The organism is Pseudomonas sp. A-1 (assembly GCF_004801855.1).
GTDB lineage: Bacteria > Pseudomonadota > Gammaproteobacteria > Pseudomonadales > Pseudomonadaceae > Geopseudomonas.
The window spans coordinates 1-7450 of the sequence record NZ_SSTC01000134.1 but is presented as its reverse complement, the minus strand read 5'-3'; the positions used below and the strand labels follow the sequence as shown (position 1 = coordinate 7450).

Here is a 7450-nt window from a genome sequence, read left to right as displayed (position 1 = left end):
GCTGCGGCACCGGCGCAGGTGCAGAGTCCGCCCCCGGCCGCCAGGCCCGCCGCGACGCCGCCGCCCGCCGCCAGGCCGGCCACGGAGCCCGTCAGCCGCTACTACCTGCAGGCCGGCTCCTTCGCCAGCCGCGACCAGGCGGAAAGCGCCCGCGCCAAGCTGATCCTGCTCGGCCAGGATGCGCGCATCGAGTCCGGTCAGGTCGGCGGCAAGACCTGGCACCGCGTGGTGGTCGGCCCGTTCGGCAACCGCCAGCAGGCCGACGGCGCCAAGCAGCAGCTCGGCGCCAATGGCGTCGGCAGCGTGGTGCAGCAGCGCCGCTGATCCGCCTTTCGCCGCCCGCACTCGACCAAGGTCGGGCGGGCGGTTGAAAAGCGCATCGCCCTCCCCCATATCCCCCTGCATCCCGGACGTCCGCGTCCAGCTGCAGGAGATCGCTCCCTTGACCACCATCGTTTCAGTCCGCCGCAACGGCAAAGTCGTCATGGGCGGCGACGGCCAGGTATCCCTCGGCAACACCGTGATGAAAGGCAACGCCAAGAAGGTGCGCCGCCTGTACCACGGCCAGGTGCTGGCCGGCTTCGCCGGCGCCACCGCCGACGCCTTCACCCTGTTCGAGCGCTTCGAGGGCCAGTTGGAGAAGCACCAGGGCCACCTGATCCGCGCCGCCGTCGAGCTGGCCAAGGACTGGCGTACCGACCGTTCGCTGAGCCGCCTGGAAGCCATGCTGGCGGTGGCCAACAAGGATGCCTCGCTGATCATCACCGGCAACGGCGACGTGGTCGAACCCGAGCACGGCCTGATCGCCATGGGCTCCGGCGGCGGCTTCGCCCAGGCAGCGGCCATGGCCCTGCTGCAGAAGACCGAGCTGTCCGCCCGCGAGATCACCGAGACCGCGCTGAACATCGCCGGCTCCATCTGCGTGTTCACCAACCAGAATCTGACCATCGAGGAAGAAGACTGCGCCCAGTGAGCGCGTCTTCCGGAGCCCCACCCATGTCCATGACGCCCCGCGAGATCGTCCACGAACTCAACCGCCACATCGTCGGCCAGGACGACGCCAAGCGCGCCGTCGCCATCGCCCTGCGCAACCGCTGGCGGCGCATGCAGCTGCCCGCCGAGCTGCGCGCCGAGGTGACGCCGAAGAACATCCTGATGATCGGCCCGACCGGCGTCGGCAAGACCGAGATCGCCCGCCGCCTGGCCAAGCTGGCCAACGCCCCGTTCATCAAGGTCGAGGCGACCAAGTTCACCGAGGTCGGCTACGTCGGCCGCGACGTTGAGTCGATCGTCCGCGATCTGGCCGACGCCGCGCTGAAGATGCTCCGCGAGCAGGAAGTGCAGAAGATGCGCTTCCGCGCCGAGGACGCCGCCGAGGAGCGCATCCTCGACGCCCTGCTGCCGCCGGCACGCAGCGGCTTCGGCGACGAGCCGGCCCCGCGCGAGGACTCCAGCACCCGCCAGCTGTTCCGCAAGCGCCTGCGCGAAGGCCAGCTGGACGACAAGGAGATCGACATCGAGGTGGCCGACGCCCCGGCCGGCGTGGAGATCATGACCCCGCCGGGCATGGAGGAGATGACCAGCCAGCTGCAGAACCTGTTCTCCGGTCTCTCCAAGGGCAAGAAGAAGACCCGCAAGCTCAAGGTCGCCGAGGCGCTGAAGATGGTCCGCGACGAGGAGGCCGCGCGCCTGGTCAACGAGGAGGAACTCAAGGCCCGCGCCCTCGAGGCGGTCGAGCAGCACGGCATCGTGTTCATCGACGAGATCGACAAGATCGCTAAGCGCGGCAACGTCAGCGGCGCCGACGTGTCCCGCGAGGGCGTGCAGCGCGACCTGCTGCCGCTGATCGAGGGCTGCACGGTCAACACCAAGCTGGGCATGGTCAAGACCGACCACATCCTGTTCATCGCCTCCGGCGCCTTCCACCTGGCCAAGCCCAGCGACCTGGTGCCCGAGCTGCAGGGCCGCCTGCCGATCCGCGTCGAGCTCAAGGCGCTGAGTCCGCAGGACTTCGAGCGCATCCTCACCGAGCCGCACGCCTCGCTGACCGAGCAGTACTGCGCGCTGATGAAGACCGAGGGCCTGGACATCGCCTTCGCCGCCGACGGCATCCAGCGCCTGGCCGAGATCGCCTGGCAGGTCAACGAGAAGACCGAGAACATCGGCGCGCGCCGCCTGCACACCCTGCTCGAGCGCCTGCTCGAGGAAGTGTCGTTCAGCGCCGGCGACCTGGCCGCCGACCACAGCGGCCGGCCGATCGTGATCGACGCCGCCTACGTCAACGGCCACCTCGGCGAACTGGCGCAGGACGAGGATCTGTCGCGCTATATCCTGTAAGCCGACACCGGGTGGGCAACGCTACGCGCGTGCCCACCGCTCGGCGTAGGGTGCGCCATGCGCACCATGCCGTGCCGCGGTGCGCATGGCGCACCCTACGACCACCCCGCAGAGACCTGCTGCAATGCCCATCCCCACTGCCATCAAGCTGCACAAGGCGTCGAAGACCCTCGAGCTGCACTTCGGCGACCAGCAGTACCGCCTGAGCGCCGAATTCCTGCGCGTGCACTCGCCGTCGGCCGAGGTGCAGGGTCACGGCAACCCCATCCTGCAATACGGCAAGCTCAACGTCGGCTTCAAGGGTGCCGAGCCGGCCGGCCAGTACGCCCTCAAGCTGGTGTTCGACGACGGCCACGACAGCGGCCTGTACACCTGGGACTACCTGTACCAGTTGGCCACCCGCCAGGAGCAGCTGTGGGCCGACTACCTCGCCGCACTGGCCGCCGCCGGCAGGTCGCGCGACCCCGACGAATCCGTGGTCAAGCTGATGCTCTGAATAGCCGCCCGGTGCGCACCGCGCACCCTACGCGGGCGCCTGCCGTAGGGTGCGCCGTGCGCACCGCACTCCAGCAGCGCCGAGACAAACTGCCACAGCCCCTGGCAGGCAGCGTCAAGACAAAGCCCGGCGCGGCGATTAGAATGGCCGCCACATTTTTTCAGGTGACTGCGACATGAGCGATCCGCGCAAGCCCGACTCCGCCGAGCCCTCCACCCACTTCGGTTACCAGAGCGTGCCGGAAAGCCAGAAGGCGCAGAAGGTGGCCGAGGTGTTCCACTCGGTGGCCGCCAAGTACGACCTGATGAACGACGTGCTGTCCGGCGGCATGCACCGCCTGTGGAAGCGCTTCACCATCGAGCTGTCCGGCGTGCGTCCGGGCAACCGCGTGCTCGACATCGCCGGCGGCACCGGCGACCTGACCCGCCAGTTCTCGCGCCTGGTCGGCCCGACCGGCGAGGTGGTGCTGGCCGACATCAACGACTCGATGCTCAAGGTCGGCCGCGACAAGCTGCTCGACTGCGGTGTGGCCGGCAACGTCAGGTTCGTCCAGGCCGACGCCGAGAAGCTGCCGTTCCCCGACAACCACTTCGACGTGGTCACCATCGCCTTCGGCCTGCGCAACGTCACCCACAAGGAGGACGCCCTGCGCTCCATGCTGCGCGTGCTCAAGCCCGGCGGCCGCCTGCTGGTGCTGGAGTTCTCCAAGCCGGCCAGCGCCCTGCTCGGCAAGGCCTACGACGCCTACTCGTTCGCCTTCATGCCACTGGCCGGCAAGCTGATCACCAACGACGCCGACAGCTACCGCTACCTGGCCGAGTCGATCCGTATGCACCCCGACCAGGAAACCCTCAAGGGCATGATGGTCGACGCCGGCTTCGACCTGGTCACCTACCACAACATGACCGGCGGCATCGTCGCCCTGCACCGCGGCATCAAGCCCTGATGCTGCCGCTCGCGCTGCTCGCCGGCGTCGAGGCCGGCCTCAACCGCGTGCTGGCGCTGGACGCCACCGCCGGCCCGCGCCTGGCCGCACTGGAAGGCCGGGTGATCGCCGTCGACTGCACGGCACCGGCGCTGCGCCTGTACCTGCTGCCCGGCAGCGACGGCCTGCGCCTGGCCGGCCACTGGGAGGCCGTCCCCGACTGCACCCTGCGCGCTCCGGCCAGCCGCCTGCTGCAGCTGGCCGTGCGCCGCGACAAGACCGCCGTGCTGCACGCGCCCGACGTCGAGCTGGACGGCCACAGCGCCTGCCTGCTCGATCTGGCGGCGATCCTCCAGGATCTCGAACTGGACTGGGAAGGCGCGCTGGCCGAGTGGCTCGGCCCGCTCGGCGCCGTGGCCCTGGCCCGCCCGCTGCATGGCGCCGCCGCCTGGAGCGGCGACGCCCTGGCCAGCCTGCGCCTGGATCTCGCCGACTGGCTGGCCGAGGAGGCCCGTCCGCTGGTCGGCCGCCGCGAGGCCGAGGCGCGCTTCGCCGAACTGGACGACCTCACCCTCGCCCTCGACCGTCTCGAGGCGCGCAGCGAGCGCCTTGCCCGCCGCCTGGAAACCGACTGACCGCATGAAGCTGCTCGCCCTGCGCCGCCTGATCCGCATCCAGCGCACCGCCGTGCGCTACCAGCTCGACGAGCTGCTGCTCGACCTGCCGCTGCCCTGGTGGCTGCGCAGCCTGCTGCGCGCCATGCCCTGGCGCTGGCTGCCGCGCGCCCCCATCCAGATGTCGCGCGGCGAGCGCCTGCGCCGCAGCCTGGAAGACCTCGGCCCGGTGTTCATCAAGTTCGGCCAGCTGCTGTCCACCCGCCGCGACCTGCTGCCGCCGGACATCGCCGACGAGCTGGCGCGCCTGCAGGACCAGGTGCCGCCCTTCCCGCCCGAGCAGGCGGTGGCGCTGATCGAGCAGCAGCTCGGCGCGCGCATCGACCAGGTGTTCAGCCGCTTCGAGCGCCAGCCGCTGGCCTCGGCCTCGGTGGCCCAGGTGCACGCCGCCCAGCTGCGCACGGGCGAGGACGTGGTGGTCAAGGTGGTGCGCCCGGGCCTCGAGCCGGTGATCCGCCAGGACATGGCCTGGCTGTTCGTGCTGGCCAAGATCGCCGAACGCGCTTCCGCCGACGCCCGCCGCCTGCGCCCGGTGGAGGTGGTCAGCGACTACGAGCGGACCATCTTCGACGAACTCGACCTGATGCGCGAGGCGGCCAACGGCACCCAGCTGCGGCGCAACTTCGACGGCTCGCCCATGCTCTACGTGCCGCAGGTGTACTGGGACTGGTGCCGGCCCAAGGTGCTGGTCATGGAGCGCATCTACGGCATCCCGGTCACCGACCTGGCCGCCCTGCGCGACCAGCACACCGACATGAAGAAGCTGGCCGAGCGCGGCGTGGAGATCTTCTTCACCCAGGTGTTCCGCGACAGCTTCTTCCACGCCGACATGCACCCCGGCAACATCTTCGTCAGCACCCGCACGCCGCACGATCCGCAGTACATCGCCATCGACTGCGGGATCATCGGCAGCCTGACCGCCGAGGACCAGGACTACCTGGCGCGCAACCTCCTGGCCTTCTTCAAGCGCGACTACCGCAAGGTGGCGCAGCTGCACATCGACTCCGGCTGGGTGCCGGCCGACACCCCGGTCAACGACTTCGAGGCGGCGATCCGCACCGTGTGCGAGCCGGTGTTCGAGAAGCCGCTCAAGGACATCTCCTTCGGCCAGGTGCTGCTGCGCCTGTTCCAGACCGCGCGGCGCTTCAACATGGAGGTGCAGCCGCAGCTGGTGCTGCTGCAGAAGACCCTGCTCAACATCGAGGGCCTCGGCCGCCAGCTGTATCCGGATCTCGACCTGTGGAGCACCGCCAAGCCGTTCCTCGAGCGCTGGATGCGCCAGCGCATGAGTCCGCTGCAGCTGCTGCGCAACCTGCAGAGCCAGGCCGAGCAGGTGCCGCAGCTGGCCAAGAAGACCCGGCAGGCGCTCGATCGCCTCGGCCAGGGCGGCGCGGCCGCCGCCCCGGCGCGCAGCCCCTGGCTGGAGCGCCTGCTCGGCGCGGTGCTGCTGCTCGGCGCCGCCAGCCAGGGCCTGGCGCCGAGCATGCAGACCTGGCCGGCCTGGGCGATGCTCGCCGGCGGCCTATACCTGATCCTGCGCCGATAGCCAGCGCGCGGCAGCACTGGCAAACTGACCGAATTGTTAACCGGCGCCCCGTGCGCCCCGGACAAGCGAACACGCAATGAGCAACTGGCTGGACGAAATTCACTGGAACGCCGACGGGCTGGTCCCGGCGATTGCCCAGGACCACAAGACCGGACGCATCCTGATGATGGCCTGGATGAACCGCGAATCCCTGCAGCTGACCGTCGACGAGGGCCGCGCCATCTACTGGTCGCGCTCGCGCAGCAAGCTGTGGCGCAAGGGCGAGGAGTCCGGCCACGTGCAGAAGCTGCACGAACTGCGCCTGGACTGCGACGCCGACGTCATCGTCCTGCAGGTCGAGCAGCTCGGCGGCATCGCCTGCCACACCGGCCGCGAGAGCTGCTTCTACCGCGTCTACGAGAACGGCGCGTGGAAGACCGTCGATGCGGTCCTCAAGGACCCGCACGCCATCTACGAACACAAGGGCCACAGCCATGAGTGAAGCCAGCAGCAACGACACCCTCGCCCGCCTGGCCGAGGTGCTGGAGGCGCGCAAGGGCGCCGCGCCGGACAGCTCCTACGTGGCCAGCCTGTACCACAAGGGCCTGAACAAGATTCTGGAGAAAGTCGGCGAGGAATCGGTGGAAACCATCCTCGCCGCCAAGGACGCCGCCACCAGCGGCGACTGCAGCGACCTGATCTACGAGACCGCCGACCTGTGGTTCCACTCCCTGGTCATGCTCGCCGCCCTCGGCCAGCACCCGCAGGCGGTACTCGACGAGCTGGACCGCCGCTTCGGCCTCTCCGGGCACGCCGAGAAGGCCGCCCGCTCGCAATCCTGACTTCCAACCCAATTCGGAGATTCCATCATGGGACTCGGCGGCATCAGCATCTGGCAACTCCTGATCATCCTGCTCATCGTGGTCATGCTGTTCGGCACCAAGCGCCTCAAGACGCTCGGCTCGGACGTCGGCGAAGCGATCAAGGGCTTCCGCAAGTCGGTGAACGCCGGCGAGGAAGAACCCGCCAAGCCGCAGGTGGACGAGCCCAAGGGCCACACCATCCAGGGCGAAGTGCGCAAGGTCGACGAACCGGCGAAGAAGGACTGACGCACCCGCGGGTGCCGGAGCTTGGCTGAATCATGTTCGACGTAGGCTTTTCCGAACTGCTGCTGGTGGCCCTGGTGGCCCTGGTGGTGCTTGGCCCCGAGCGCCTGCCGGGCGCCGCACGCACCGCCGGGCTGTGGATCGGCCGCCTGAAGCGCAGCTTCGCCGCGATCAAGACCGAGGTGGAGCGCGAGATCGGCGCCGACGAGATCCGCCTGCAGCTGCACAACGAGCAGATCCTCGAGCGCGAGCGCCAGCAGCAGGCGGCCCAGACGCCCGCCAGCCCGCCTCCGGCGCCGACCGCCGAGCAGGCCAACGCGCCCATCGCCGCGCACAGCCGCCTGGCCGCACTGCCCGAGCACCAGGCCGGCGCGCAGATCCCGGCCG

11 protein-coding genes are annotated in these 7450 nt (G+C 69.6%); all 11 read left to right on the top strand.

The window, feature by feature from the left end; all coding sequences use genetic code 11:
- Window positions 1-324, top strand: a 324-nt coding sequence (locus tag E5198_RS19620) for an SPOR domain-containing protein (RefSeq protein WP_178084103.1), incomplete at its 5' end; no start/stop codon positions are given.
- Between the two features lie 118 nt (window positions 325-442).
- Window positions 443-973, top strand: a complete 531-nt coding sequence (gene hslV / locus E5198_RS19615; protein ID WP_090349625.1) for an ATP-dependent protease subunit HslV — start codon at window positions 443-445, stop codon at window positions 971-973.
- Between the two features lie 23 nt (window positions 974-996).
- Window positions 997-2337 carry an HslU--HslV peptidase ATPase subunit gene (gene hslU / locus E5198_RS19610; protein ID WP_136491613.1) on the top strand — a complete coding sequence of 447 codons (1341 nt, stop codon included), beginning with the start codon at window positions 997-999 and terminating at the stop codon, window positions 2335-2337.
- Between the two features lie 124 nt (window positions 2338-2461).
- Window positions 2462-2833: a gamma-butyrobetaine hydroxylase-like domain-containing protein gene (locus tag E5198_RS19605; RefSeq protein ID WP_136491612.1), complete on the top strand. Its 372-nt coding sequence runs from the start codon at window positions 2462-2464 to the stop codon at window positions 2831-2833.
- A gap of 175 nt (window positions 2834-3008) precedes the next feature.
- A complete protein-coding gene (ubiE, locus tag E5198_RS19600; protein ID WP_136491611.1) occupies window positions 3009-3779 on the top strand; it encodes a bifunctional demethylmenaquinone methyltransferase/2-methoxy-6-polyprenyl-1,4-benzoquinol methylase UbiE in 771 nt (256 codons plus the stop codon).
- Window positions 3779-4393, top strand: a complete 615-nt coding sequence (locus E5198_RS19595) for an SCP2 domain-containing protein (RefSeq protein ID WP_136491610.1) — start codon at window positions 3779-3781, stop codon at window positions 4391-4393. Before ubiE ends, E5198_RS19595 begins: the two co-directional genes overlap by 1 nt.
- A 4-nt stretch (window positions 4394-4397) precedes the next feature.
- Window positions 4398-5978 (top strand): ubiquinone biosynthesis regulatory protein kinase UbiB, encoded by a 1581-nt coding sequence (gene ubiB / locus E5198_RS19590; protein WP_136491609.1) that lies wholly within the window; start codon window positions 4398-4400, stop codon window positions 5976-5978.
- 76 nt (window positions 5979-6054) lie between these two features.
- Entirely contained in the window at window positions 6055-6459 is a 405-nt protein-coding gene (hisI, locus tag E5198_RS19585) for a phosphoribosyl-AMP cyclohydrolase (RefSeq protein WP_136491608.1), read from the top strand.
- Entirely contained in the window at window positions 6452-6799 is a 348-nt protein-coding gene (locus tag E5198_RS19580) for a phosphoribosyl-ATP diphosphatase (RefSeq protein ID WP_136491607.1), read from the top strand. Before hisI ends, E5198_RS19580 begins: the two co-directional genes overlap by 8 nt.
- Window positions 6800-6826: 27 nt before the next feature.
- On the top strand, window positions 6827-7066 hold the full coding sequence (tatA, locus tag E5198_RS19575) for a twin-arginine translocase TatA/TatE family subunit (RefSeq protein ID WP_090349633.1): 240 nt from the start codon (window positions 6827-6829) through the stop codon (window positions 7064-7066).
- Between the two features lie 32 nt (window positions 7067-7098).
- Window positions 7099-7450 (top strand): Sec-independent protein translocase protein TatB (tatB, locus tag E5198_RS19570; protein WP_136491606.1); only part of this gene is annotated, 352 nt, incomplete at its 3' end.